This window comes from Streptomyces agglomeratus, assembly GCF_001746415.1.
GTDB lineage: Bacteria > Actinomycetota > Actinomycetes > Streptomycetales > Streptomycetaceae > Streptomyces > Streptomyces agglomeratus.
In genome coordinates, this window is record NZ_MEHJ01000001.1 from 2,621,569 (window position 1) to 2,645,658 (window position 24,090).

General features: G+C 71.5%; 17 protein-coding genes. 7 read left to right on the forward strand and 10 right to left on the reverse strand.

Going from position 1 to position 24,090, the window contains the following annotated elements; all coding sequences use genetic code 11:
• Nucleotides 1-3 precede the first annotated feature (3 nt).
• Nucleotides 4-606: a PadR family transcriptional regulator gene (locus tag AS594_RS10980; protein WP_079148231.1), complete on the forward strand. Its 603-nt coding sequence runs from the start codon at nucleotides 4-6 to the stop codon at nucleotides 604-606.
• A 27-nt stretch (nucleotides 607-633) separates the two neighbouring features.
• On the opposite strand, the gene AS594_RS10985 is transcribed toward AS594_RS10980, so the two are convergent.
• A complete protein-coding gene (locus AS594_RS10985; protein ID WP_069926840.1) occupies nucleotides 634-849 on the reverse strand; it encodes an EF-hand domain-containing protein in 216 nt (71 codons plus the stop codon).
• A gap of 106 nt (nucleotides 850-955) precedes the next feature.
• Here AS594_RS10985 and AS594_RS10990 point away from each other — a divergent pair, with 106 nt between their 5' ends.
• Complete coding sequence (locus AS594_RS10990) at nucleotides 956-1,672, forward strand: GNAT family N-acetyltransferase (protein WP_240508983.1); 717 nt, start codon at nucleotides 956-958, stop codon at nucleotides 1,670-1,672.
• A gap of 422 nt (nucleotides 1,673-2,094) precedes the next feature.
• Nucleotides 2,095-3,285 (forward strand): cytochrome P450, encoded by a 1,191-nt coding sequence (locus AS594_RS10995; RefSeq protein WP_069933066.1) that lies wholly within the window; start codon nucleotides 2,095-2,097, stop codon nucleotides 3,283-3,285.
• 21 nt (nucleotides 3,286-3,306) lie between these two features.
• On the opposite strand, the gene AS594_RS11000 is transcribed toward AS594_RS10995, so the two are convergent.
• The 6 genes from AS594_RS11000 to AS594_RS11025 form a co-directional block, all read right to left on the reverse strand.
• Entirely contained in the window at nucleotides 3,307-4,491 is a 1,185-nt protein-coding gene (locus AS594_RS11000) for a YncE family protein (RefSeq protein ID WP_069933065.1), read from the reverse strand.
• Entirely contained in the window at nucleotides 4,488-5,303 is an 816-nt protein-coding gene (locus AS594_RS11005) for a polysaccharide deacetylase family protein (protein WP_069933064.1), read from the reverse strand. Before AS594_RS11005 ends, AS594_RS11000 begins: the two co-directional genes overlap by 4 nt.
• A 388-nt stretch (nucleotides 5,304-5,691) precedes the next feature.
• Nucleotides 5,692-6,219: an ATP-binding protein gene (locus AS594_RS11010; RefSeq protein WP_069933063.1), complete on the reverse strand. Its 528-nt coding sequence runs from the start codon at nucleotides 6,217-6,219 to the stop codon at nucleotides 5,692-5,694.
• Nucleotides 6,220-6,466: 247 nt separating this feature from the next.
• Nucleotides 6,467-7,234 (reverse strand): enoyl-CoA hydratase/isomerase family protein, encoded by a 768-nt coding sequence (locus tag AS594_RS11015; RefSeq protein WP_069933062.1) that lies wholly within the window; start codon nucleotides 7,232-7,234, stop codon nucleotides 6,467-6,469.
• Between the two features lie 86 nt (nucleotides 7,235-7,320).
• Nucleotides 7,321-8,580, reverse strand: coding sequence for a L,D-transpeptidase (locus AS594_RS11020; protein ID WP_240508984.1), 1,260 nt, complete (start codon nucleotides 8,578-8,580; stop codon nucleotides 7,321-7,323).
• 177 nt (nucleotides 8,581-8,757) lie between these two features.
• Nucleotides 8,758-9,969, reverse strand: a complete 1,212-nt coding sequence (locus AS594_RS11025) for a L,D-transpeptidase (protein WP_069933060.1) — start codon at nucleotides 9,967-9,969, stop codon at nucleotides 8,758-8,760.
• Between the two features lie 153 nt (nucleotides 9,970-10,122).
• Here AS594_RS11025 and glgX point away from each other — a divergent pair, with 153 nt between their 5' ends.
• From glgX to AS594_RS11045, 4 genes are all read left to right on the forward strand, one after another.
• Nucleotides 10,123-12,423 carry a glycogen debranching protein GlgX gene (glgX, locus tag AS594_RS11030; protein ID WP_069933059.1) on the forward strand — a complete coding sequence of 767 codons (2,301 nt, stop codon included), beginning with the start codon at nucleotides 10,123-10,125 and terminating at the stop codon, nucleotides 12,421-12,423.
• 44 nt (nucleotides 12,424-12,467) lie between these two features.
• On the forward strand, nucleotides 12,468-14,276 hold the full coding sequence (locus AS594_RS11035) for an ABC transporter ATP-binding protein (protein ID WP_069933058.1): 1,809 nt from the start codon (nucleotides 12,468-12,470) through the stop codon (nucleotides 14,274-14,276).
• Nucleotides 14,273-16,189: an ABC transporter ATP-binding protein gene (locus tag AS594_RS11040; RefSeq protein ID WP_079148230.1), complete on the forward strand. Its 1,917-nt coding sequence runs from the start codon at nucleotides 14,273-14,275 to the stop codon at nucleotides 16,187-16,189. Before AS594_RS11035 ends, AS594_RS11040 begins: the two co-directional genes overlap by 4 nt.
• A gap of 331 nt (nucleotides 16,190-16,520) precedes the next feature.
• Nucleotides 16,521-18,548 (forward strand): M4 family metallopeptidase, encoded by a 2,028-nt coding sequence (locus AS594_RS11045; protein ID WP_069933057.1) that lies wholly within the window; start codon nucleotides 16,521-16,523, stop codon nucleotides 18,546-18,548.
• 78 nt (nucleotides 18,549-18,626) lie between these two features.
• Here the strand turns inward: AS594_RS11045 and glgP are convergent, their stop codons facing one another.
• The 3 genes from glgP to AS594_RS11060 all read right to left on the reverse strand — a co-directional run bounded on the left by glgP (nucleotide 18,627) and on the right by AS594_RS11060 (nucleotide 23,877).
• Nucleotides 18,627-21,269, reverse strand: a complete 2,643-nt coding sequence (gene glgP / locus AS594_RS11050; protein ID WP_069933056.1) for an alpha-glucan family phosphorylase — start codon at nucleotides 21,267-21,269, stop codon at nucleotides 18,627-18,629.
• A 125-nt stretch (nucleotides 21,270-21,394) separates the two neighbouring features.
• Nucleotides 21,395-22,681 carry an FAD-dependent monooxygenase gene (locus AS594_RS11055; protein WP_069933055.1) on the reverse strand — a complete coding sequence of 429 codons (1,287 nt, stop codon included), beginning with the start codon at nucleotides 22,679-22,681 and terminating at the stop codon, nucleotides 21,395-21,397.
• A 14-nt stretch (nucleotides 22,682-22,695) separates the two neighbouring features.
• Complete coding sequence (locus tag AS594_RS11060; protein ID WP_079148229.1) at nucleotides 22,696-23,877, reverse strand: monodechloroaminopyrrolnitrin synthase PrnB family protein; 1,182 nt, start codon at nucleotides 23,875-23,877, stop codon at nucleotides 22,696-22,698.
• Between the last annotated feature and the right edge of the window lie 213 nt (nucleotides 23,878-24,090).

Genomic DNA, 24,090 nt, shown 5'->3' on the forward strand with positions numbered 1-24,090 from the left:
GTCATGTCCCTCCCGTACGCGATCCTCACCGCCCTGCTCGAAAAGCCGTCGTCCGGGCTGGAACTGACCCGCAGGTTCGACAAGTCGATCGGCTACTTCTGGTCCGCCACGCACCAGCAGATCTACCGCGAGCTGGGCAAGCTGGAGCAGTCCGGCGCGATCCGGGCCCTGCCCCGTCCGCACCGGCCGACGCGGGGCCAGAAGAAGGAGTACGAGGTCCTGCCGGCCGGGCGCGACGAACTGGCCGCCTGGGTGGCGAAGATCGAGGACCCGAAGCCCATCCGTGACGCGCTCCTGCTGCGCCTGCGCGCGGCGGGAGTCGTCGGCACCCAGGGCCTGGCGGCCGAGGTGCGCCGCCATCTGACGCTCCACCGGGCGCAGTTGGCGGAGTACCGCGCGATCGAGGAGCGGGACTTCGGTGAGGGCAGGGACAGCGAGGGCGACCGGCTGCGGCACCTCGTGCTGCGCGCCGGGATCGACCTGGAGCACTTCTGGGTCGGCTGGCTGGAAGCGGCGCGAGCGGAGCTGGACACCATGGACCCCACGGACACCGTGGGGAGGGACACCGGCGCGGATGCGCATACGGGCCCGGAATCAGCCATCTGAGCGGATTCCGGGCCCGTACGCGAGGCGTCAGCCCTTGTTCTGGGAGGCCCAGAACTCGTCGAAGGTGAGCTTGCCGTCACCGTTGCCGTCGTGGGCGTTGATCACGGCCTGGGCCACCGTCTCGGTGACATAGGGGTCACCGAGCTGCGCCATGACGCTCTTGTACTCGGCCGCCGAGATCGTCCCGTCCCCGTTGAGGTCGTACCGCTCGAAAGCCTTGCGCGCCGACTCGATGTCCGCCATGGACCCACCCCTTCTGGTGCTGATCAGAACCCGCACAGATTATCGGTCCGGCCGGTTGCCGGTCCCCCCTGCCTTCGGCGCCCCCGGGCGGTGCTTGGATCTCCGTATGACCGACTCGGCCGGCTCCACCGAATTCACCGCCACCACTGGCACCACCAGCACCGCCGACAGCGCCGACAGCGCCGACAGCGCACTGGCGCGGATCCTCGCCGCCGTGGCGCGCGGCGACTTCCCCGCGGCCGACGGCTCCACGACCGTGGTGCCGCAGCCGAACGCGCGGGACGCGGGGGTCCTGGCCTTCACCGCGCACTCGGTGATCTTCACGGACGAGGACCCGGACTGGGTCCGGTCCGCCCTGGCCGCGACCCGCTGCGACCCGCTGGCCGCTTCGATGAATCCCGCCTTCCTCATGACCCTGATGGCGCGCACGGGCCGCAGGATGAACGACACCATCGACCTGCTGACGTACGCACCCGCCCTGCCCGGCGCCCCGGAGGTGGAGCTGCGCGAACTCGACGACCCGGAGCACCCGCGGGTCGTGCGGGCCAGGAAGTTCCGGCACGACGTACGGGTCTGGTCGGCCGACGGCGGCGTACTGATACTCGGCCGGGGCGTCGCCGGACGCCGGGAGGCCGCGATCGAGGTCGAGGAGAAGGCCCGCGGCCGGGGTCTGGGGCGGCAACTCGCGCTGGCCGCGCGCCATCTGACGCCGGACCCGGTGGTCTGGGCCCAGCAGCCGCCGGGCAACGCCCGCAGCGTACGCACCTTCCAGCAGGCGGGATACCGGCCCGTGGGATCGGAGGCCCTGATGGTCGCGCACTGAAGTATTTCTCGACAAAGCATCAGCCCGCCGGGACAGCGCGTTTTTCGCCCTGGAGTGCTGAGTTCCGGCCAATACCAGGGCCCACTTCGTCACTCTCCGCCGCCGGGCGATAACTTCATGACGTCGCCGCCACACCAGGAGCACAGGGCTCCTCGGGACTAGCGGCGCAAGGGCGTTCTCTCAGTGGACCTCACGACTGACGCATTCACGAGCGATTCCCGCACCTGGCGCATCCGCCGAACTCCGCAGCATTCCGCCCGCCTCGCCGCCAGGCAATTCGAAGCGGTCCGCCGGCGAAATCCGGCCGGGGTCGAGACGGCAGGGCCACCCGGTGTTCCGGCCCGGGCGGCGGACCCCTTCGCATTCTCCGGCCGACGCCGCGTACGAGTTGCCGCACGACGCCTACGGAAGGACCGCGGACGATGAGCGACAGGCTGCTTGATTTCCCGCTTTCGCGGCGGGGCGACGTACTCCCCGAAGAGTGCTCCTGGCTGCGCGAGCAGCAGCCGGTGGCCCGGGTGCGCACACTCACCGGTGACAGTGCCTGGCTGGTGAGCAGCTACGCGCTGGCCAAACAGGTGCTGGAGGACGACAGGTTCAGTCTCAAGGACACGACCGCTCCGGGGGTGCCGCGCCAGTACGCGCCGACCGTCCCGCCCGAGGTCGTGAACAACATGGGGAACATCGACAGCGCCGCTCTGCGCGGGGCCGTGATGAAGGCGCTCAACCCGCGAACGGGCGAGGGTCTGAACGGCTGGCTGCGCATCACGGCGGACCGGCTCATCGACGACCTGATGGCCTGGGGACCTCCGGTGGACCTCCGGGCGGGGTTCGCCGACCCCTTCTCGGCGGCGCTGCACTGCAAGGTTCTCGGAGTGCCGTTCGAGGACTGGCCGCGGCTCATGTCGAGTCTGGACATCGCGTTCATGACCAGCGCGCACCCCTTCGAGGGCGCACAGCTCAACTGGTACAAGGACGTCGGCTACATGGTGGAGCGGCTCAACGCTCCCGCGTCCGAACGGGCGGGGCTCCTGGGTGAGCTGGCCGCGCTGCGTGAGGACGCGGAGTCCTCACACCTGACGGACGAGATGCTCGCCACCGTCGCCGCCTCACTGTTCGGCGCGGGCGCGGTCTCCACGTCCGCGTTCCTGGTGCTCGCGGTGCTCGCGCTGCTCCAGCGGCCGGAACTGATCGGCTATCTGCGCGACCACCCCGACCGGATGGGCCGCGCCGTCGACGAGCTGCTGCGCTGGAACCTGTCGGTCGGCGACGGCCTGCCGCGCCTCGCTCTCGCCGACGTACGGCTCGGTGACGTGCTCGTGCGCAAGGGCGAGCTGGTCCTGGTCCTCGTCGAGGGGGCCAACTTCGACCCGGAGGTCTTCGAGGACCCGCGGACCCTGAACCTGAACCGCGAGCACAACCCGCATCTGGCCTTCGGTGCCGGCCGGCACTTCTGCCCGGCGTCCGCGCTCGGGCGCGCGCACGCCCGTGCGGCGCTCTCGGTGCTGGTGGAGCGGATGCCGCGGCTGGGGCTCGCGGTTCCGGCGGAGCAACTGGTGTGGCGTACGGGCTTCATCAAGCGGCTGCCGGAGCGGCTTCCGGTGCTCTGGTAGGGAATCCGGCGGCGGCCCGTGTCAGCGGAAGACGCCCGTGTGGCCGAGCGAGTAGCGGCCCGGCTGCGGGTAGACCGCCAGGCCGTGCGGGCCGCCGCCGACCGGGATGCGGGCGAGCTGGTCACCGGTGGTGGTGTCGATCGCGTACACCTCGGAGTCGTAACGCCCGGACAGCCACAGCACCTTGCCGTCGGCCGAGACGCCGCCCATGTCCGGGCTGCCGCCGTCCGGCAGGTGCCACTTCTTCGTCAGCTTCTTCTTGGTGAAGTCGAACACGGAGACGGACCCCTCGCCGCGGTTGGAGACGTACATCTCCCGGGAGTCGCGCGAGACGTAGAGGCCGTGGCAGCCCTTGCCCGTCGGCAGCAGCTCGGGGGTGGTGAACTTCTCGCCGTCCAGGACCCACATGCCGTGCGCCATCATGTCCGCGATGTAGATCGTCTTCCCGTCGGGCGAGATCTTCACGTCCTGCGGCATCGCGCCCTCGAACGGAAGCTTCTGCTGGCCGACCACCTTCATCTTCTCGGTGTCGACCTTGAGCAGCTCCCCGGAGAACTCGCAGGAGACGACGAAGTACCGGCCGTCGGCGGAGAAGTCGGCGTGGTTGACGCCGTAACAGGAGACCGGAACGGTCTTCCTGCGCTCCATGGTGTGCGGGTCGCGGAAGACCAGTTCGCGGTCCATCGACGCCATGACGACGGCGTACTTCCCGTTGGGCGTGAAGTAGAGGTTGTACGGGTCGTGCACCTCCACCGGCTTGCCCACCTCGCCCGTCGCCGGGTCGATCGGGGTGAGCGTGTGGCCCCGGTTGTTGTTGACCCACAGGGTCTTCATGTCCCAGGACGGGACGACGTGCTGCGGCTGGACGCCGACCGGGATGGTCTTGACGACCTTGTACGTCTTCGGGTCGATCACCGACACCGTGTTGGAGTTGGTGTTGGGGACGTAGACGCGGGACGGGAAGTTCTTGACGGCCGGTGACAGCTGGTTCGGCCGGTCGGCGGCGTAGACGTCCTTCGGGTCGAGCACCGGCGGCATCCCGGGCAGCCCGGCGGGCACGGTCTTCTCCACTTTGCCGGGCGGCGCGGCGCCCTCGGTGCCGCGCGCCTCGGCCGGGCCCTTGTCGTGGGGGCCGGCGCAGCCCGCGAGGGTGGCCAGGAGGGCGCCGGCGAGCAGTGCGGCCGTACGTCGGGTGATCGTCGTCATCGGGTCAGCAGCTCCGTGGTCGTCACCGCGCGCAGGCCACGGCGGTCGAGTTCGTCGAGGAGGGCGGGCAGGGCGGCGACCGTGTCCGCGTAGCCGAAGTGCAGGCTCACCACGGATCCGTTGCGGACCTCCCCGGCGATCCTGCGGGTGACGGCCGGGGCGCCGGGTGAGGTGAAGTCCAGCGGGTCGACGTCGTACGAGAGGACGTGCGGGTAGCCGGCCCGGCGCGCCAGCCGCTGCACGAGCGGCGTGGCGTACTGGGCGCGCGACGGCCGGAACCAGGTGCCGATAGAGCCGGTGAGCCGGCGCAGCCGGTCGGCGCAGCCGCTGATCTCGGCGTACGCCTCCCGCTCGCCCATGGCCGAGATGGCGAGGTGGCGCTGGGTGTGGTTGCCGAGGTCGTGGCCGCCGTCGAGGATGCGGCGGGCAAGCCGGGGGTGGGCGTCCAGCCAGCTGCCGACCGCGAGGACGGTGAGGCGGGCGCCGCGCCGCTCGGCCTCGGCGAGCACGGCCCGCGCGGTGGCCGGGTCGCCCTGGCCGTGGAAGGTGAGGGCGACGCGGGGCCGGTCGCGCGGGCCGTGGGTGATCTGGACGGGCAGGCCCGCGAAGCGGTGGGGCCCGGGGGCGGGGCGGGGGGCCGCGGGCCGGGCCGTGGCGGCAGGACCGGAGGGCGCGCCGGCGGACGGTGCGGGGGCGGGTGACCCGGGGCCCGCCTCGCAGCCGGTGGCGAGTGTTCCCGCGGCGGCCGCCCCGGCCGCTCCGGCTCCGGCGCGCAGCACGCTACGGCGGCATGTCAGTGTCACGCGCCCCATTTAAGGGGTAATGCGAGCAAAAGATAACGATTGAGCCAATTCGCGGCACAGCGGGTCGCCCGACACCGTGACCGCACCCAGGGGCGCTGGCTAATGATTCACCCGTCACGACCCATATTTATGCACGCATTGCCAGGCGAGTGGTTCAACTCACCTGCGATTCATTGCTTGAATGTCCGGAATTGCGACTACATGCGCCGGTAAGGGTGCTTGGCGCCGTGCTCACCTGTCTGCCATAGTCGGTGCCACGACCCCCATTGACCCGGGCCAGGTCGTCTCCACAAGCGGCCGTGGATCACACCCCCCCGTTCCACGGCGCTCCACGAAAGCCCCCGACAGTGCCGCACCCCGGCCGCAGGGGGCTTTCGTGCATGCCGGCCGGTACGCCTCAGCGCTCGGCCGTGCGGTCGCCCACCCGCATCTCGAACCAGGTGGTCTTGCCGCGCGGCAGCAGATCGACGCCCCACCGGTCGGACAGCTTGTCGACGAGGAAGAGCCCGCGGCCACTGGTGTCCATCTCGTGCACGGGCATCAGACAGGGCAGGCCGCGCGACGGGTCGCGCACCTCGATCCTTATCCAGCCCCTGCGGCGCAGCATGCGCAGGCCGAAGACGCGGGCGCCGGTGTGCCGCACCGCGTTGCCCACGAGTTCCGACACGAGCAGCACCGCGTACTCCGCCGTCTGCGCGGAGAGCCCCCACTGCCTGGCCACCACGCAGTGCGTGAGCCGCCGGGCGGTGGCCGCCGACTCCGGACGAGAGGGCAACCGCACCTCTTCGTCCGTCGGGTTCCCGTACAACTCCACAGCCCTGAACGCCTGTTCGTCCTCGACGGCCGGCGTTAACCGTGCGGCGGTCGCGCTGCCGCGCGGCCGCGGTTGCTCCACATCCTCCAGCCCCGCCATGCCCCCCATCATGGCGGTCCGGCAGGCCGCCCGGGGCCGTTCCGGGGGAATCGGCCCCCCGTCATCACCCCGTGCCGGGGTGCGGAATGGCATATGCCAAAGGCAGGAAATCACCCTCCGCACCCCACACGACCAGCGATGACGTACCGCATGCGACTGATCACACGCCGCTCGCGAAAAGGCTGCCTTCAGACTGCGTTAAGGCTGCGTTAACCGCCCGGGAGGAGTACCCGCCCGCGGAGCGCCAACTTGCCGGGCTTCAGAGGAACTTGGCCTTACCGGGACCCTCGTCGATGAAACTGCGCATACCGCGCTCGCGGTCCTCGGTGGCGAACAGCCCCGCGAACCAGTTGCGTTCGATGGTGAGCCCGGTGTCCAGGTCGGCCTCCAGGCCCGCGTCGACACACTCCTTGGCCGCCCGCAGCGCCATCGCGGGGCCCTGGGCCAGCTTCGCGGCCCAGGCGTGCGCCTGCTCGTACACCTCGGCGGCCGGCACCACGCGGTCGACCAGGCCGATCGCCAGCGCCTCGTCGGCGCGTACGTGGCGCCCGGTGAAGATCATGTCCTTGGCCTTGGACGGACCGACGAGCCGCGCCAGCCGCTGGGTTCCGCCCGCGCCCGGAATCAGGCCGAGGAGGATCTCGGGCTGGCCGAGCTTGGCGTTCTCTCCGGCGATGCGGAAGTCGGCGCACAGGGCGAGCTCACAGCCGCCGCCCAGCGCGTAACCGGTGACGGCGGCGACGACGGGCTTGGGGATGCGGGCGACGGCGGTGAAGGAGTCCTGGAGAGCCTTGGAGCGTACGACCATCGCCGCGTGGTCCATCGCCTGCATCTCCTTGATGTCCGCTCCGGCCGCGAACACCTTCTCGCCGCCGTAGACGACCACGGCGCGCACGTCGTCGCGCCGGGTCGCCTCTTCGGCGAGCTCGCGCAGCCGGTCCTGGGTGGCGATGTCCAGCGCGTTCATCGGGGGGCGGTCCAGGCGGATGGTGCCGACGCCCTCGGAGACTTCGAGATTCACAGTCATACGAGCGAGGTTAGCCCCCGTTAACGCCAACGGACCCGGTGCGCTCGATCACAGTGCACCGGGTCCGTACGTACGTACAGCGCGTACTACTTCTTCCACTCCGCCCAGGACATGTTCCAGCCGTTGAGGCCGTTGTCGGGCTGGATCTGCTTGTCGTGGGAGTTCTTCACGACGACCACGTCACCGAGGATCGAGTTGTTGAAGAACCAGGCGGCCGGAGCCTCCTTGTCCCATCCGCCCCGCACGTCCCGCAGGCCGACGCACCCGTGACTGACGTTCGCCGACCCGAAGGTTCCCGCGCCCGCCCAGTAGTTGCCGTGGATGAAGGTGCCCGAGGTCGACAGGCGCATCGCGTGCGGCACGTCCTTGATGTCGTACTCGCCGCCGAAGCCGACGGTGGCGCCGTTCATGCGCGTCACCCGGTACTTCTCGCTGATGACCATCTGCCCGTTGTACGTCGTCGTCGACGGGGCTCCCGCGGTGATCGGGATCGTCTTGAAGACCTTGCCGTCACGCTTGACCGTCATCGTGTGCGCCTCGGCGTCCACGACGCTGACCTGGCTGCGGCCGACCGTGAACCTCACGGTCTTCGTCTGCTTGCCGTACACCCCGGGCCGGCCCTCGACCCCGTCGAGGTTCAGCTTGAGCGTCACCTTGGTGCCCGCGGCCCAGTACTTCTCCGGGCGGAAGTCGAGGCGGTCGTTGCCGAACCAGTGGCCCTCGACCGGCACCGACGGCTCGGCCGTCACCTTGACGGCCCTCTCGACGGCCTCGGGCGCGGTGATGCCCCGGCTGAAGCGCAGCGAGACGGGCATGCCGACGCCTACCGTCGAGCCGTCCTCGGGCGTGAAGTAGCTGACGAAGGTGTTCTGCGGCACGAGCGTCGTGAAGGTGGTGTCCTTCGCGGACTCGCGTCCCTCGGAGTCCTTCGCGATCGCGTGGACCTTGTACTTGGTCGCGGCACCGAGGTGGTGGGCGGGCTCCCAGGACTTGCCGTCCCCGGTGATCTTCCCCTCGACCTCGTTGCCCTTGGTGTCCTCGACCTTGACGGACGTCAGCCGGCCCTTGTCCGCGCCGATCTTGAGGGCCCCGCTGGTGGCGATGTTCTTGGCCTCGTCCTTGGGCGCGATCGACACGACCGCCTGCGACGCCTGGTTGTCACCGGCTTTCCCGGCCCCGTCCTTCTTGCCCTTGCCGTCGCCGTCACCCGCGCCGCCTCCCGCGCACGCAGTGACGAACAGCAGCATGGCCCCCAGCAGCAGAGCGAGCAGTCCCGGTCCCCCGCGCCGGGTTCCGCGCCCCCACGGCGCTCCGGCCGATGTCCCCGGTATCGGCTGCCTTTTCACGTGTTGTTCTCCCCTCGCACGGCCTGGCCCCAGCCATGGCCCGCACCCCCACGCGCAGCAACCGCGCGCCTGGTGAATGGTAATCACACCGGGCGTGTCGCCGACTCCCCGGATATGTCACCGTTCCGTCCCAACCGTCCGGTGGGGCGCCTGCGGGCCGTGCAGGTCAGCGAGGGGTCACTGGAGCGCGGAGCCGGCCTTCCAGCTGTCCCAGTCCATGTTCCAGCCGCCGAGGCCGTTGTCGGGAGCCACCTTCCGGTCACGGGAGTTCACCACTTCCACCACGTCCCCCACGAGCGTGCGGTCGAAGAACCAGCCGCCGGGGGTGTCCGGGCTGCCGCCCTTCACATCGCGCAGACCGATGCACCCGTGGCTCGTGTTGACCGATCCGAAGGTGTCCGCCGGGGCCCAGTAGTTGCCGTGCAGGAAGGTCCCCGAGGCCGTGAGACGCATCGCGTGCGGTACGTCCGGAATGTCGTACTCGCCGCCGAAGCCGACGGTCCTGCCGTCCATCCGCGTGACGTCGTACAGCTCGGTGACGACCATCTTCCCGTTGTACGTCGTGGTCTTCGGCGCCCCCGCGCTGACCGGTACCCGCACCGGCTTCGCGCCGTCGCGGCGTACCACCATGGTGTGCGCCTCCGCGTCCACCGTGGAGACCTGGGAGCGGCCGACCGTGAAGCCGACGGTCTTGTGCTGGATGCCGAACACGCCGGGCGCCGCCTCCACGTCGCGCAGCCGCAGGTCGATGGAGACGCGGGTGCCCGGTTTCCAGTACGCGCGCGGCCGGAAGTCGAGGCGCTGGGAGCCGAACCAGTGGCCGGACACCTCCACCGGCGGCTGCGAGGTGACCTTGATGGCGCGTTCGACGGCGGCGCGGTGGGAGACCGCGCGGTTGAAGGAGAAGGAGACGATCATTCCGGTGCCGACGGTGGAGCGGTTCTCCGGCTTGAAGTACCCGATGAAGCGGTGCTCCGGGACGACCGTCGTGAACGAGGTCCGGCGGGCGGAGCGGCGGCCGTCGCCGTCGACGGCGACCGCGTCGACCGTGTACTTGGCGGCCAGCCGCAGCGGCCCGCCGTCCGGCCGCCAGCTCAGGCCGTCGCCGGCGATCCGGCCGGTGACCTCGTGCTGGTCGGCGTCCTCGACCCGTACCACCCGGACCCGCTCCAGCCGCCCGTCGGGGACCTCGACCTCGATACGGGTGTCGGGTTTGACGTCCTTGGCCCTGTCCTCGGGGGTGATCCGGATGGTGTCCCTGGGGGAACGCGGCTTCCCGCCGAACAGCGGCTCACCGCCGGGCGTGCATCCCGCCAGCCCGGCGATCAGTGCCGCCCCTGCCAGTGCGGCGGCCAGGGCCGCCCGCGCGCGTCTCACTGCGTCTCTCACGCCCGGCCCAACGACCGCCCCCCTCCAGGGGAAACGTGAGTACGAGCCCCGTTACGGGAAGAACTGGTGGGAGGACTGTGCGAGGGGGCCGCGGCCGGGACGCCGTTCGGTCTCAAGGATCCGCCGGTCCCACGAGCCGCGGGAGGCTTACAGGTGTCCAGCGCACCCGAGCAGGAGGCAGTACAGGAGGCGGTGCGGGCAGCGGTGCCCGGGGCGGCGGGCGACAGCCGCCCGTCGCCCGCACCCGCCCCGGCCGCGGTCAACGGGCGGCGCCGCCCCGGCCCCCAACCGGCCGCACCGCCCGTGTGGCCCGGCGCGCCGACCCCCCTGGGGGCACGGTTCCGCGTCGGGCCCGACGGTGTCGCGGGCACGAACTTCGCGCTGTGGGCGGGCGGGGCCGAGGCCGTCGAGGTGTGTCTCTTCGACGAGGACGGCGCCGAGACGCGCTGCCCGCTGACCGAACTGACCCACGAGATCTGGCACGGCTTCGTACCCGGCGTACGGGCGGGACAGCGCTACGGCTTCCGGGTGCACGGCCGCTGGGACCCGTGGACCGGCGCCCGCTGGAACCACGCGAAGCTGCTGCTCGACCCGTACGCACGGGCCGTCGACGGCGACTTCACGCTGCCCGGCGAGGTGTACGGGCACGTCAGGGACTGGCCGCAGCAAAACGTCGCGGACACCGTACGGGACGACCGCGACTCGGCGCCGTTCGTCCCCAAGGGCGTGGTGGTGCACGACGACGCGCCGGACGACGACTGGGTGGACGACCGGCGGCCCAAGACGCCGTGGGCGGACACCGTGATCTACGAGCTGCACGTGCGGGGATTCACCAAGCTGCACCCGGGCATCCCCGAGGAACTGCGCGGTACGTACGCCGGACTCGGGCACCCGGCGGCCATCGAGCACCTCCAGCGGCTCGGGGTGACGGCCGTGGAGCTGCTGCCGGTGCACCAGTTCGCCCACGAGGACCACCTCCTGCGGCGGGGCCTGCGCAACTACTGGGGCTACAACTCCATCGGCTATTTCGCGCCGCACGCGGGCTACGCGGCGTCGGGTACGGCGGGGCAGCAGGTCGGCGAGTTCAAGGCGATGGTGCGGGCCCTGCACGCGGCCGGCATAGAGGTCATCCTCGACGTCGTCTACAACCACACCGCCGAGGCGGGCGAGCTCGGGCCCACGCTGTCACTGCGCGGCATCGACAACCGCGGCTACTACCGCCTCCAGAACGACGCCAGACGGTACGCCGACTACACGGGCTGCGGGAACACCCTGCACGTCGTCCAGCCGAACGTGCTGCGGCTGATCACGGACTCGCTCCGCTACTGGGTGAGCGAGATGGGCGTCGACGGCTTCCGCTTCGACCTCGCGGCGGCGCTCGCGCGCTCGATGCACGACGTCGACATGCTGTCGCCCTTTCTCGCGGTCATCGCGCAGGACCCGGTGCTGCGGCGCGTGAAACTGATCGCCGAACCCTGGGACGTCGGCAACGGCGGCTACCAGGTCGGCGCCTTCCCGCCCCTGTGGACGGAGTGGAACGACCGCTACCGGGACGCCGTACGGGACTTCTGGCGGGGTGCGCTGCCCGATGTGCGGGACCTGGGCTACCGGCTGTCCGGGTCGAGCGACCTGTACGCGTGGGGCGGCCGGCGCCCGTACGCGTCCGTCAACTTCGTCACCGCGCACGACGGCTTCACGCTGCGGGACCTCGTGTCGTACCACCAGAAGCAGAACGCGGCGAACGGCGAGGGCAACCGGGACGGGACGAACGACAACCGCTCGTGGAACTGCGGCGCCGAGGGCGAGACCGAGGACGCCGGGGTGAACGCGCTGCGCCGGCGGCAACTGCGCAACTTGGTGACGACGCTGCTGCTGTCGACGGGCGTGCCGATGCTGGTCGCGGGCGACGAGATGGGGCGTACCCAGGGCGGCAACAACAACGCGTACTGCCAGGACAACGAGGTCAGCTGGATCGACTGGTCGCTGCTGGAGGAGCCCGGCTGGCGGGAACTCTTCCGGCTGACCTCGCGCCTGCTGGCCCTGCGCCACGCGCATCCGGTGCTGCGCCGTCGCGCGTTCTTCTCGGGGCGCCCACAGGCGGCGGACGGGCTGCGCGATCTGGCGTGGTTCACCGCGCGCGGCGAGGAGATGACGCAGCAGGACTGGTACGCGCCCGCCCGGACCGTGGGCTTCTACCTGTCCGGCCGCGACATCCCGGGACGCGACGCGCGCGGCGCGAAGATCGCGGACGACAGCTTTCTCGCCGTACTGCACGCGGGGGACGGCCCGGCGGATTTCGTGCTGCCGGGGCCGCCGTGGGCGCGGGCGTACGAACTGGTCGTCGACACCTCGCTGGAGAGTCAGGAGGCGGGCCCCGGGACGGTGCACCCGGCGGGCGGGACGATCACCGTGCCGGCCGGCTCGGTCCTGCTGCTGAAGGCGAGGACGGCGTAAAAGAAAGTGAGCGCTGTCAGTGGTGAACCGTACGCTCGATCCTGATGACCGGAACGGATTTACCCACCAGGAACCGATCGACCGTACGTTCACTGCTGCGGCTGTGGCCCTACGTGCGCCCGGTGCGGGCGCGCCTTGCCTGGGCGGCGTTCGTCGCCGTGCTGGCCTCCTGCCTGAGCCTGGTCATTCCGCTCGTGCTGAAGTGGATCGTGGACGGCCCGGTCGCGGAGCGGGACCCGGGCGGGGTGTGGCTGGGGGCGCTGTACCTGCTGCTGCTCGGGCTCGCGGAGGCGGGGCTCTTCGGGCTCCGGCGGTGGCTGGTGGCGCGGCCGCTGGCCGGGGTCGAGGCGGCGATGCGGGACGATCTGTACCGGCATCTCCAGCGGCTGCCGGTGGCGTTCCACGACCGGTGGCCGTCGGGGCAGTTGCTGTCGCGCGGGACCACGGACCTGATGCTGCTGCGGATGTTCCTGGCCTTTCCGCTGACGTTCCTGCTGGTCAACGCGGTGACGATCCTCGTCGGGTTCGTCATCCTGTTGCAGCAGCAGTGGTCGCTGGGGCTGGTGCTGCTGGCGCCCGTGGTGCCGCTGGTGGCGCTGTGCTTCGTCTTCGAGTCGAAGTACGCGCTGGTCGCGCGGCGCTCACAGGACCAGGTCGGTGATCTGACAACGGTCGTCGAGGAGAGCGTGCTCGGCATCCGCGTCATCAAGGGGTTCGGCCGCCACCGCAGCCAGGCGCAGGCGTTCCGGGAGCTGTCGCTGACCCTCCGGGGCACCGAACTGGCCAAGGCCCGGCTGCTCGCGGGGATCTGGGCGACCATCACAGCCCTGCCGGAACTGGCCGTCGGGGCGGCGCTGGTCCTCGGCACGGTGCAGGTGGCCGACGGCGATCTGTCCGCGGGCACGCTCGTGGCGTTCCTGTCGACGGCGCTGGCCCTGCGCTGGCCGGTGGAGTCGATCGGCTTCCTGCTCGCGATCAGCCAGGACGCGGCGACGGCGACCGAGCGGTACTTCGAGGTGATGGACGCGCCGCAGGAGACGGAGGGCGGCACGACGCCGCCGTCGGCCCCGGCGGCCGGGGACCGGGACGGGATGGTGTTCGACGGGGTCGAGTTCCGTTACCCCGACGCGCCCGAGGGGGCGCCGCCGGTCCTGTCCCGCGTCGATCTGCACGTACGGCCGGGCGAGACGATGGCGCTCGTCGGAGCCACCGGCAGCGGCAAGACGACGCTCACCGCGCTCGTGCCACGGCTGCACGAGGTGACGGGCGGACGGATCACGTTGGACGGGCGGGACATCACGGCCATGGCGCGCGAGCGGCTGCGGGAGCTGGTGTCCGTGGCCTTCGAGGAGCCCACGCTGTTCTCGGCGAGCGTCGGCGAGAACGTCCTGATGGGCGCGGGTGGCGGCGCCGGCCGGGCAGACCTGGAGCGGGCGCTCGACACCGCGCAGGCCGGCTTCGTGCACCGGCTGCCCGAGGGTACGGACACGCAGGTCGGCGAGCAGGGGCTGAGCCTGTCCGGCGGGCAGCGGCAGCGGCTCGCGCTGGCCAGGGCGGTGGTGGGCGGGCCGCGCTTCCTGGTGCTCGACGATCCGCTGTCGGCGCTCGACGTGCATACGGAGGCGCTGGTGGAGGCGGCGCTGCGGCGCGTCCTGGCGGACACCACCGCGCTGGTCGTCGCGCACCGGCCGTCCACCGTGCTGCTGGCCGACCGGGTGGCGCTGCTGTCCGGCGGCCGTATCACGGCGGTCGGCACCCACCAGGAACTGCTGCACAGCAGCGAGGAGTACGCCTGGCTGATGTCGGGGGCGGGCGACAGCGGGACGGCCGGCGAGAAGGGGGACACGGTATGACCACCACAGCGGACGACCGGGCCGGCGACCGGGCGGACGAGCTGACGGACGACCGGGCGCCCGGCGAGGGGGAGCGGTCCCCGACGGCGGCGCCGCGGAAGGCGGGAGAGCCGGCCGGCGGCGGCGATCCCTTCGACCGGGACGCGCTGCCCGCGGCCCCGGGAGCGACGGGCACGCTGCTGCGTTCGCTGTTGTGGCCCCGACGGGGGCGGGTCGCCGTCGCCTCGCTCGTCCTGCTGCTCCAGCAGGCCGCGGTGCAGGCGGGACCGCTGCTCGTCGCGTACGCCATCGACCGGGGCGTACCGGCCCTGCGGCGCGACGACTTCGGGCCACTGATCGCCGTCGCGTCCGCCTATCTGCTGTGCTCGCTCGGCGCGGGGCTGTTCCAGTACGCCTTCGTCCGGCTCGCCGCCCGCGTCAACCAGGACGTACTGCTCGAACTGCGCGGCCGGATCTTCCGGCACGCGCAGGCGCTGAGCGTCGACTTCCACGAGCGGTACACCTCGGGGCGGCTGATCTCCCGGTCGACGACCGACGTGGAATCGCTGCGGCAACTGCTCGGCGAGGGCCTCCAGGAGCTGATCGGAGTCGTCCTCTCCTGCGTCTACATCTGTGCGCTGCTGCTGTACCTGGACGCGGGCATCGGCGGCCTCGCGGTGCTGTCGTTCGTACCGCTGTATCTGCTCATCCGGCGCTACCGGAGGCGGGTGTCCGTCGTCTTCGGCAAGCGGTCGACGGCGATCGCCGCCGTCATCGTGAAGTTCGCGGAGACGATGAACGGAATCCGGCCGGTCCGGGCGTTCCGGCGCGAGCGGGCGAACGATGCGGAGTTCCGCGCGCTCAACCGCCGTCACGAGCGGACGAACGGCGACGGCCTGCTGGAGATGGCGCAGTACGTCGTCGGCTCGCGGATCGTCGCCAACACGACGGTCGCCGGGATCGTGCTGTGGGGCGCCTACCAGGTCGCGGCCGGGAGCCTGGCACTCGGCGTCCTCGCCGCCTGCGTGCTGTACCTGCGGCGCCTGTACGACCCGATCGACCGGCTGGGGATGTTCCTGAACTCCTACCAGTCGGCGGCCGCTTCCCTGGAGAAGATCGCGGGGCTGCTCGCCCAGACGCCGACCGTCCGCGAGCCCGCCGAGCCCCGCGCGCTGCCCGCTCCCGCGGGCGGCGGGCCGGGGCGCGAGGTCGTCTTCGACGGCGTCGGCTTCGCCTACCGCACGGGCGGCGAGGTTCTCCCGCGCTTCAGCCTGACCCTCCCGGCCGGACAGACCGTCGCCGTCGTCGGATCGACGGGCGCGGGCAAGTCGACGCTCGCCAAGCTGCTGGCGCGGTTCTACGATCCGACCGAGGGCCGGATTCTGCTCGACGGCACCGACCTGCGCGATCTGGCCGTGCCCGAACTGCGGCGCGGGGTGGTGATGGTGACCCAGGAGGCGTTCCTGTTCTCCGGGACGGTCGCCGAGAACATCGCCATCGGCCGCCCGGACGCCACCCGGGACGACATCGAGCGAGCCGCGAAGGCGATCGGCGCGCACGACTTCATCAGCGGCCTGCCCGAGGGGTACGACACCGACGTGCGCAAGCGGGGCGGCCGGATCTCGGCCGGCCAGCGGCAGTTGGTCGCCTTCGCCCGCGCGCTGCTGGCCGACCCCGCCGTACTCATCCTCGACGAGGCGACGTCGTCCCTGGACGTCCCCGGCGAGCGGGCGGTGCAGCGCGCGATGGACACGGTGCTGCGGGGGCGTACGGCGGTGGTGATCGCGCACCGGCTGTCGACGGTGGAGATCGCCGACCGGGTGCTGGTCATGGAGCACGGCCGCATCGTCGAGGACGGCTCCCCCGCCGGACTCGTCGGCGGTACGGGGCGCTTCGCCGGTCTGCACCGGGCCTGGCGCGACAGCCTGACCTGACGGCCGCGCGCAGCCGCCCGGCCGCCGTCGCCGGTCGGGTGCGCGCGGGTCGCCGCCTTCCGTGACGTGCGGAACCGGTCAGCGGACGACATCGTGCCCCGCCGCCCCGGACGCCATTACAGGGGCCCGGTAACAGCCCGTGAAACGTCCGCTTAACGAACATGACTATTCGGGCAACGGACGATTTCCGGCCAACTTCTTGACGCGCTCCTGACAGGAGGTCTCCGCTCCTGCCACTCTTCCCCCGTTCGGCGCTCCACCTTTCTCCGCACGGCTCTGCCCGGGCAGCCCACCCAAGCCGCCCGCCACCCCCCTTGCAGAAGGAGTTCGCGTGAGATCCACGCCCAGACGACGTGCCACCGCCACCGGCGCGCTGCTCACCGCCGCAGCACTGCTCACCGTCGGCGTACAGACCGGCACCGCATCGGCCGACGATCCCTGGACCGCCGCCCCGAAGACAGCCGCAGCGGGGAAGGCCGACCCCGGCGCCCTGCCCGCGAAGCTCTCCCCCGCCCAGCGCGCCGAGCTGATACGCGAGGCCAACGCCACCAAGGCGGCCACCGCGAAGGAGCTCGGCCTCGGCGCCAAGGAGAAGCTCGCCGTACGCGATGTCGTCCAGGACCGCGACGGGACCACCCACACGCGGTACGAGCGCACGTACGACGGACTCCCGGTCCTCGGTGGCGACCTGATCGTCGCCGAGACCAAGGCGGGGAAGACCGAGGGCGTGACCAAGGCGTCCAAGGCGGAACTCAAGTCCGTCGACACGAGCGCCGAGGTCGCACCCGCCACCGCGGAGAAGCAGGCACTGGTCGCGGCGAAGGCCGAGGGCTCGAAGAAGACCGAGGCCGACCGCGCCCCGCGCAAGGTGGTGTGGATGGGCCAGGGCAAGCCCACGCTGGCGTACGAGACGGTCGTCGGCGGCCTCCAGCACGACGGCACCCCGAACGAGCTGCACGTCGTCACGGACGCCTCCACCGGCAAGAAGATCTTCGAATGGCAGGCCATCCACAACGGCACCGGCAACACCCAGTACAGCGGCCAGGTGACGGTGGGCTCCGCACCCTCGTACACCCTGACCGACACCGGGCGCGGCAACCACAAGACGTACAACCTCAACCGGGGTACGTCGGGCACCGGCACCCTCTTCTCGGGCTCCGACGACATCTGGGGCGACGGCACTCCGCAGAACCTGGAGACGGCGGGCGCGGACGCGGCCTACGGCGCCGGCCTCACCTGGGACTACTTCAAGAACGTGCACGGCCGCAGCGGCATCCGCGGTGACGGCGTCGGCGCGTACTCCCGCGTCCACTACGGCAACGCGTACGTCAACGCCTTCTGGTCGGACTCCTGCTTCTGCATGACGTACGGCGACGGGGCCGCCAACGCCAAGCCGCTCACCTCGATCGACGTCGCCGCGCACGAGATGACGCACGGCGTCACCTCCAACACCGCCGGCCTCGTCTACAGCGGCGAGTCGGGCGGCCTCAACGAGGCCACCTCCGACATCTTCGCCGCCGCCGTCGAGTTCGCCGCCAACAACCCGAAGGACGTCGGCGACTACCTGGTCGGCGAGAAGATCGACATCCGCGGCAACGGCACGCCGTTGCGCTACATGGACAAGCCGAGCAGGGACGGCTCGTCGAAGGACGCCTGGTACTCGGGCATCGGCAGCATCGACGTCCACTACTCGTCCGGCCCGGCGAACCACTGGTTCTACCTGCTCTCCGAGGGCAGCGGCGTGAAGACCGTCAACGGCGTCAACTACGACTCGCCGACCTCCGACGGCCTGCCGGTGACCGGCATCGGCCGGGAGAAGGCCGCGCAGATCTGGTTCAAGGCGCTCACCACCAAGTTCGGCTCGTCGACCAACTACGCGGGCGCCCGCACCGGCACCCTCGCGGTCGCCGGTGAGCTGTACGGCACCACCAGCGCCGAGTACAAGGCCGTGGCCGACGCGTGGGCCGGCGTCAACGTCGGGACGCGTCCCGGCGGCGGCGACCCGGGCACGGGCACGTCGTTCGAGAACACCACCGACGTGGCCATCCCGGACAACGGCGCGGCGGTCACCTCCTCGGTCACCTCGACAAAGACGGGCGCGGCGCCCAGCAACCTCAAGGTCGACGTGAACATCGTCCACACCTGGCGCGGTGACCTGGTCATCGACCTGCTGGCACCGGACGGCACGGCGTACCGGCTGAAGAACTCCAGCGGCTCCGACTCCGCCGACAACGTCGTCGCGGCCTACACGGTCAACGCGTCGTCCGAGACGGCCAACGGCGTCTGGAAGCTGAAGGTCCAGGACGTGGCCGCGCAGGACACCGGCTACATCAACAGCTTCAAGGTGACCTTCCCGTAAGGCACCTCGAACGCAGACCAGCCCTGCGGGAGCGGACCACCGTTCCCGCAGGGCTGTTCCATGGGCCGGTACGGGCCGTCAGCGCATCAGCACGCCCGCGCCCTCGCCCGTCGCCTCCGTCGGCAGTGCCACCAGGCCCAGGTCCGCGTTGTGCGGCAGCAGGCGGTGGGACGGCAGTATCCGGACGGTGTAGCCGTAGGGACCCGTACGGTCGAGGGCCAGCGGACCCTCGTACATCCAGCGGCCCTCCAGGTCCGGGCCGCCCGCCGGTTTCAGCGGGAAGGTCCGGGCCTCGCCGATCGCGTCGTCCGGGTCGACCCGGCCGGCGACGGCCTGCACCTCCACGTCGTCGGGAGCCAGCGGGCCGAGCGCCACCCGGACCCGCAGGCTCAGCGTCGAGCCCAGCTCCGCCGTGCCGTTGACGGGGGCCGCCGCCAGCGCCTCGACGTGGTCCACCGCGACCTTGGGCCAGGCGGCGCGCACCCGCGCCTTCCACCGGGCCAGCTCCCGTGCCGCCTCCGGGACCATCGCGCGGTGCGCCTCGGCGGCCGGGGCGTACAGCCTCTCGACGTACTCCCGCACCATGCGCCCCGCCAGCACCTTCGGGCCGAGCCGGACCAGGGTCTGGCGGACCATCTCGATCCAGCGGTCGGGCAGCCCGCCGCGCCCTCGGTCGTAGAAGCGGGGCGCGACGCGCTGCTCGATGAGCTCGTACAGCGCGTTGGCCTCCAGCTCGTCGCGCCGGTCCTCGCTGGTCGCCGAGCCGTCGGCGGTCGGGATGGCCCAGCCGAAGTCCGGCTCGAACCACTCGTCCCACCAGCCGTCCAGCACTGACAGGTTGAGGCAGCCGTTGAGGGCCGCCTTCATGCCGCTCGTCCCGCACGCCTCCAGCGGGCGCAGCGGGTTGTTGAGCCAGACGTCGCAGCCGGGGTAGAGCTTCTTCGCCATGCCCATGCCGTAGTCGGGCAGGAAGACGATCCGGTGGCGCACCCGCGGATCGTCCGCGAACCGCACCAGCTCCTGCACCAGCCGCTTCCCGCCGTCGTCCGCCGGGTGGGCCTTGCCCGCCACCACGATCTGCACCGGCCGTTCCGGGTGGAGCAGCATCTCCATCAGCCGGTCGCGGTCGCGCAGCATCAGGGTGAGGCGTTTGTACGAGGGAACGCGGCGCGCGAAGCCGATCGTCAGTACCTCGGGGTCGAGCACCTCGTCGATCCACCCGAGTTCCGCGTCCCCGGCGCCGCGCTGGCGCCAGGACGCGCGCAGCCGCTCCCGTACCTCCTGGACCAGCTGTTCGCGCAGGGTGCGCCGCAGGTCCCAGATGTCGGCGTCCGCGATGTCGGCGACGCTCTCCCACCGGTCGGACCCGCCGAGCGAGCCGACCGACAGGGCGTCCTCGGCGCGACCCGCCCCGATCCGCTTCGCCCCCAGGCGCATGACTTCGGGGGCGACCCAGGTCGGCGCGTGGACGCCGTTGGTGACGGAGGTGATCGGTACTTCCTCCGGGTCGAATCCCGGCCAGAGCCCCGAGAACATCTGACGGCTGACCGCGCCGTGGAGGGTGGAGACGCCGTTGGCGCGCTGGGCCAGCCGCAGGCCCATCACGGCCATGTTGAAGAGGTTGGGCTCACCGCCCGGGTAGGTCTCCATGCCGAGCTGGAGGATGCGTCCGACGTCGACGCCCGGCAGCTCGCCGGATTCACCGAAGTGGCGCGCGACGAGTTCGCGGTCGAACCGGTCGATGCCGGCCGGTACGGGCGTGTGCGTCGTAAAGACGGTTCCCGCGCGGACCCACTCCAGGGCGGGGTCGAATTCCACCCCCTCGCCCGCCAGTTCCCGGATCCGCTCCAGGCCGAGGAAGCCGGCGTGCCCCTCGTTGGTGTGGAACACCTCGGGGGCCGGATGGCCCGTCAGGCGGCAGTACGAGCGGACCGCCCGCACTCCGCCGATGCCGAGCAGCATCTCCTGGAGCAGCCGGTGCTCGCTGCCGCCGCCGTACAGGCGGTCGGTGACGTCACGCTCGCCCGCCGCGTTGTCCTCGACGTCCGAGTCGAGCATCAGCAGCGGTACGCGCCCGACCCGGGCCTGCCAGATGTTGGCCCGCAGCGACCGGCCGCCGGGCAGGGTCAGCGCGACCTGGCTGGGGCTGCCGTCGGCCTCCCGCAGCAGGGACACGGGCATTTCGTTGGGGTCGAGGAGGGGGTAGTGCTCCTGTTGCCAGCCTTCCCTGGACAGGCTCTGGCGGAAGTACCCGTGACGGTAGAGGAGTCCTACGCCGATCAGGGGTACGCCGAGGTCACTGGCGGCCTTCAGGTGGTCCCCGGCGAGGATGCCGAGACCGCCCGAGTACTGGGGCAGGGCCGCTGTGACTCCGAATTCGGGTGAGAAGTAGGCGACGGCGGCGGGCAATTCCGGGGTCGGCGACTGCGACTGGTACCACCGCCGGCCGCGCAGGTAGTCGTCCAGGTCGTCGGCCGCGACGGTCAGCCGGCGCAGAAACCGCCGGTCCTGGGCCAGCTCGGCCAGCCGCCCGGCAGGTACGGCCCCGAGCAGCCGTACGGGATCACCCCCGGCGGCTGCCCAGCCTTCGGGGTCCACGGCCTGGAACAGCTCGCGGGTCTCGGTGTGCCAGGACCATCGCAGATTGCGGGCGAGGTCACTGAGTGGTCGTAGGGGTTCGGGAAGAACGGGGCGCACGGTGAATCGACGAATGGCCTTCACGTGTTCCACCTTCGCAGGGGACATACGAACCGGGTCGGACGCACGGCGGTGTGTGTCCGGCCTTTCCCCCACGAAGGTAGTGGCACCCCGTCCCCCGCAGCCACGGCGCACGGGAGCGCTGGAGATCAGCGCAGGGCGTGCGCCCCGGCTCCGTACGGTGATCCGCGGTTGACGGTGGCCGGGTCGAAGGCCCCGGTCGCCGCGTACCGGGCGGCGATCTCCGCCAGTTCCCCGGGCGGGATCACCTCGTCGATGTCGGTGAAACCGCCGGGTGCCCGCTCGTGCGCCAGATTGATGACGACCTCGGGCCCGAGCCGCCGGTTGGCCCGCTGGAGTTCCGTCATCGCGGGCCTGCGCTCCGCCTCGTACGCCGCCAGCGCCTCGGCCGGGTCGGCGTGGAGCGCCATGGCGTGGGCGAGGGCGCGGGCGTCGACGATGGACTGGGTCGCGCCGTTGGACCCGATCGGGTACATGGCGTGGGCCGCGTCCCCGATCAGCGTCGTACGGCCGTACGTCCAGCGTTCCAGGGGATCGATGTCCACCATGGGGTATTCGAACGCCCGGTCGGCGGCCCGCAGTACGTCCGGGACGCTGACGCCGTCGAACTCCCAGCCCTCGTAGTGCCGCAGGAACTTGCCGACCGGGACCGGCCGGTTCCAGTCGCCCCGCGCGGCGTCGTCGACGGACTCGGCGGGCATCGCGAGCGCCCAGTTGACCAGCACCTCCCCGGTCCCGGAATCGGGCTCCGTCATCGGGTAGACCACGGCCTTCTGCCGGTCGGAGCCCGCGACGAGCATGAACGTCCCGGCGCGCTCGGCGGGCATCCGGGAGACCCCGCGCCAGACGAGCATGCCGTTCCACGGCGGCTCACCCCCGGCCGGGTCGAGCGCGGTACGGACGGTGGAGCGGATGCCGTCGGCGCCGATCAGTACGTCCGGCTCCAGGGCGGCGTGCCCGCGGGTCACCTCGTCCCGGTGCTCCAGCTTCACGTGGGCGCGGCCGTCCGCAAGCGTGGTCAGCCCGGACACCCGGACACCGCCGACGATGGCGTCCGGGCCCAGCCGTTCGCGTACCGCGTCGGCCAGCGAGAGCTGGAGGTGTCCCCGGTGGACGGAGAGCTGCGGCCAGCGGTAGCCGGCGCCGAGTCCGCGCGGCTCTCGGGAGATCAGGCCGCCGGAGCAGTGGTAGTAGCGCAGCTCGCGGGTGCGTACGGCCTGCTGGTCCAGTACGCCGAGGAGCCCGAGCGCGTCGAGTTCGCGCACGGCGTTGGGCATGATGTTCAGCCCCGCGCCGACCGGCTGGATCTCGCGCGCCGCCTCGACCACGGTGATCCGGTCGAAGCCGGCCGCGTGCAGGCTGAGGGCGGCGGTGAGTCCGGCTATGCCGCCGCCGGCGATCAGGATGTGCGTCATCGGAGGGCAGCCCTTCAGGCGTGGGAGGCGACCGGGGTGCGGGACCGGCCGGTGGCGCGGCGCACGAGGGTCTCGTTGTCCCGGGTCAGGTCGAGCACGGAGCGCAGCAGCTCGATCGGCGCGCCGCCGGAGCCCACCTCGTATAGCCGCAGGTCGTCGCTGTACGCCTTGCGCGCGATGCCGATGTGGCGGGCCCGGAACGTCTTCAGGATGCGCAGTACGCGGGCGAGCGAGACGGCGGAGGCGGCGAGCTGCGGCGACAGCCGGTCCGCGTTCTCCCAGTCGACGGCGGCGGCCAGCTTGGAGACCGCGGAGGCGCCGCCGGTGTGCGCGGCGTGGAAGTCGCGCCAGGACGGGAGGGAGTACGGCACCGACTCGGCGAGGAACTCGTCGTACTCCGGGCTGCTGTGGTCGCACTGCCACAGCGTCAGGTCGATGAGCCACAGGGGCACCTGGGCGGCGGCCGGGCCGAGGTAGTCGCGGCCCGCGACGTCGATCTCCTCGAAGTACGGACGCAGGGTCCGCGCGAAGAACACCGGCGAGACGTTGGCGACGGTGAAGTCGATGGAGTCGACCATGGACTGGACGTGCTGCGCGGTGCGGTCGAGCGAGACGGCGAACCCGGGATCGTGCGGTTCGAGGCGGGCCAGCGCGGCGCAGGTGTCGAGCGACGCGGCGAGGCTGGGGAAGACCATGCGGACGGCGTCCTGGAGGTCGGCCTCCATCGCCTCCCCCGTGTACGTGCGCCGGCGCAGGCCGATGGGGTTCCACGTCGTGTAGTGGTGCACGGTGTCGCGCGGCACCATGTCGGTTCGCCGCCCCAGCGTCTCCAGGACCGGCAGGGCTTCGGGGACGGCGTCGAGCGGCTCGGTGCCGTGGCGTTTGAGCGAACCGAGGAACATGCCGAGGTCGCGCATGGCGGCGAGGGACTCGACGACGCTCCACTCGTCGGCGGCGGCGGGGAGCGGCAGGAGGGTGCGCAGGGCGACCGTGAGCGCGGGGACATCGGCGTCGCGGTTCATCGCGGGCAGTACGGCGAGCAGCGGGTCGGCGGCGAGCGGGTCGGCCTGGCGTATCTCGGATATCCGGTAACGCGGCTCGTTCAGTGCGTCAAGACCGGGCGCGACGAGCCCTACGGCGGTCCTCGGATGCGGGAAGTGCGTGAGGTGCGTGAGGTGCGTCAGGTGCGTGGTCATGGAAATGCCCTCCTCGGGCAATGAAGATGCGGTGAATGCCATGCGGTGCGGCCGACGGCGTGGGTCCGCTGCGGTGGGGGCGCGGCGGAGGTGTGCGCAGTGCGGTGGTGCGGTCCGTGGTGGCGAACCCCGATCAGTCGCGGCGGCGGCTCGTGGCCGGCGCTCGCGTGGTGCCCGGCCGGCGCCCGGGCGGGCCGCAGGCGGGGCGCACTG

Bases quoted from the DNA above. Each gene is read 5' to 3' on its own strand.
- AS594_RS10985 (WP_069926840.1), bottom strand. From the start codon at position 849: ATGGCGGACATCGAGTCGGCGCGCAAGGCTTTCGAGCGGTACGACCTC.
- AS594_RS11010 (WP_069933063.1), bottom strand. From the start codon at position 6,219: ATGATGGGGGGCATGGCGGGGCTGGAGGATGTGGAGCAACCGCGGCCG.
- AS594_RS11060 (WP_079148229.1), bottom strand. From the start codon at position 23,877: ATGACCACGCACCTGACGCACCTCACGCACCTCACGCACTTCCCGCAT.
- AS594_RS11040 (WP_079148230.1), top strand. From the start codon at position 14,273: ATGACCACCACAGCGGACGACCGGGCCGGCGACCGGGCGGACGAGCTG.
- AS594_RS11000 (WP_069933065.1), bottom strand. From the start codon at position 4,491: ATGACGACGATCACCCGACGTACGGCCGCACTGCTCGCCGGCGCCCTC.
- AS594_RS11035 (WP_069933058.1), top strand. From the start codon at position 12,468: ATGACCGGAACGGATTTACCCACCAGGAACCGATCGACCGTACGTTCA.
- AS594_RS10995 (WP_069933066.1), top strand. From the start codon at position 2,095: ATGAGCGACAGGCTGCTTGATTTCCCGCTTTCGCGGCGGGGCGACGTA.
- AS594_RS10980 (WP_079148231.1), top strand. From the start codon at position 4: ATGTCCCTCCCGTACGCGATCCTCACCGCCCTGCTCGAAAAGCCGTCG.
- AS594_RS10990 (WP_240508983.1), top strand. From the start codon at position 956: ATGACCGACTCGGCCGGCTCCACCGAATTCACCGCCACCACTGGCACC.
- AS594_RS11055 (WP_069933055.1), bottom strand. From the start codon at position 22,681: ATGACGCACATCCTGATCGCCGGCGGCGGCATAGCCGGACTCACCGCC.
- AS594_RS11015 (WP_069933062.1), bottom strand. From the start codon at position 7,234: ATGACTGTGAATCTCGAAGTCTCCGAGGGCGTCGGCACCATCCGCCTG.
- AS594_RS11005 (WP_069933064.1), bottom strand. From the start codon at position 5,303: ATGGGGCGCGTGACACTGACATGCCGCCGTAGCGTGCTGCGCGCCGGA.